General features: G+C 57.8%; 4 protein-coding genes. All 4 read left to right on the forward strand.

The genetic code is table 11. The annotated features are described in order from the left end of the window. The first annotated feature begins 156 nt into the window (after nucleotides 1-156). Complete coding sequence (locus ABL922_RS14915) at nucleotides 157-624, forward strand: SRPBCC domain-containing protein (protein ID WP_349024993.1); 468 nt, start codon at nucleotides 157-159, stop codon at nucleotides 622-624. A gap of 71 nt (nucleotides 625-695) precedes the next feature. Next, entirely contained in the window at nucleotides 696-1,040 is a 345-nt protein-coding gene (locus ABL922_RS14920) for a hypothetical protein (protein WP_349024994.1), read from the forward strand. A 129-nt stretch (nucleotides 1,041-1,169) separates the two neighbouring features. Continuing rightward, nucleotides 1,170-1,304: a 50S ribosomal protein L34 gene (gene rpmH / locus ABL922_RS14925; protein ID WP_349024995.1), complete on the forward strand. Its 135-nt coding sequence runs from the start codon at nucleotides 1,170-1,172 to the stop codon at nucleotides 1,302-1,304. A gap of 8 nt (nucleotides 1,305-1,312) precedes the next feature. Next, a partial coding sequence (gene rnpA / locus ABL922_RS14930) for a ribonuclease P protein component (protein ID WP_349024996.1) occupies nucleotides 1,313-1,578 on the forward strand: 266 nt, incomplete at its 3' end.

The raw sequence follows: 1,578 nt of genomic DNA on the forward strand, positions 1-1,578 counted from the left end.
GGTCCATCCCATCCCCGATGACTGCGCGCGGGTAAAGGCCTATCGCGCCCGCGCGCTTGCCCGCCCGTCGGTGGCTCGCGCGGTAGATGGCGCACGGCCCTATCGTCATTTCTGGATGCTGGGTCCAACGGATAGAGATTGAAAAGGAAGCCAAACATGACCGCAACCGCAGAAAATGGCTGGGAACTCTCCGTCAGGCGTTTCATTAACGCACCGCCCGCGACGGTGTGGGACGTTATGGCCAACCGGATCGACGAGTGGTGGTGTCCAAAGCCGTGGCGCGCCGAATTTGACAAGTTGGAACGCCGCGCAGGCGGCGCCTCGTCGTGCACCATGTACGGCCCCGATGGCGAAGTACATCCGCATCCCGGCACCGTCCTCGCATGGGATGAAGGGCGACGCTTTGCCTTTACCGACGCTATCGTCGGTGACTTGATGCCGAGCGGACCGTTTATGATCGGCATCTGGGAAATCGCGACCGAAGGCGAAGGGACGCGCTATACCGCCACGTGCCGCCATTGGACCGAGGAAGCCTGTAATAGTCATCTCGAAATGGGATTTGTTGATGGCTGGGGCGCGTGTGCGGATCAACTGGTGGCTTTGTGCGAGGCTGAAACCGCATAAGGAACACCCTGAGTTTACACCGGCTGTCATCCAAATGCCTTGTATCACTGGCATAGCGCCCCACATCAGCCATGATGAACCAACGCAAAATCGGCAAATCCGCGCAGCACCGCGCCGTTCAACTGGTGATGATGCTATGCGGTTGGGCGCTGGTTATTTCCGCGCCGATCATCAGCTGGTTGCCGGGGCCAGGCGGGTTGCTGTTTTTCATTCTTGGCCTGGGCCTCATCCTTAAAAATTCGCATTGGGCGCGCAAGCAATTTGCCCGCCATTCGAAAAGGCATCCCGAATACAGCCTGTGGATCGGATGGGCGCTGCGGCGAAAGCGGTTTCGCAAACGACCGCCCTTTCCGCCTATCAAACGTGACATATTGCGCGTATTTCGGCGGGACGATCAGGATTGCCCCAATTTCTGAATGTGCGACGGATGCAATGTTGACTTTTGCAGGCCCGCGCCATAGACGGCCATCCAACAAAGGCGGTCGCTGAAATGATTCGGCGGCCCTTTACTTTTACAACGCATTTGTTTTTTAAGGATTTGAGCCATGAAGCGCACCTTTCAACCGAGCAATCTAGTGCGCGCTCGTCGTCACGGATTCCGTCTTCGTATGTCGACCGCTGCTGGTCGCAACATCTTGAACGGTCGCCGTGCGCGCGGTCGCAAGAAGCTTTCGGCTTAATTCCAGCCATGACCAACCGCGCATCCCGCGGTTATAGCGTCATTACAAAACGGTCAGACTTTCTGGCCGCCAACCGGGGGAAGCGCTATGCAACTCCCGGTTTTGTTTTGCTCGTTTTCGACCGGCGCGACGATGATCCGGCCAAAAGGCTGGGCATCACAATTACCAAAAAAATCGGCAACGCTGTGGTCCGCAACCGCATGCGGCGGCGGTTTCGCGAACTGGCCGTGGAAATGCTGGGCGAACTGGGCAAAGCCGGCGCTGACCATATCTT

Source organism: Sphingorhabdus sp. (genome assembly GCF_040079335.1).
Taxonomy (GTDB): domain Bacteria; phylum Pseudomonadota; class Alphaproteobacteria; order Sphingomonadales; family Sphingomonadaceae; genus Sphingorhabdus_B.